The organism is Nocardioides abyssi, from assembly GCF_030412915.1.
GTDB lineage: Bacteria > Actinomycetota > Actinomycetes > Propionibacteriales > Nocardioidaceae > Nocardioides > Nocardioides abyssi.
The window spans coordinates 1-214 of record NZ_JAUHJR010000308.1; the positions used below are offsets into that span (position 1 = coordinate 1).

Annotated in this window: 1 pseudogene; it reads left to right on the top strand. The window is 80.8% G+C overall.

Annotation, left to right across the window (positions count from 1 at the left end):
- Positions 1-214: pseudogene (locus QWY29_RS20830) on the top strand (ABC transporter ATP-binding protein); the annotation flags it as partial.

Sequence of the window (214 nt, forward strand, 5' to 3'; positions counted from 1 at the left end):
GGCTCGGGGGAGCCGGGCGCGGACGACGCGTACGCCGTGGCGTTCGACCACTGGATGGCCAGCGGCGCCGCCGACCTCGACGACCGGCGCGGCCCGGTCCGCGCCGACCTCGCGCCCGAGGGGGGGCCGGCCGCGCGGATGACCTCGCTCTCCGGCGGGCAGGCGGCCCGGGTGGCGCTGGCCGCGCTGCTGCTCAGCCGGTTCGACGTCGTGC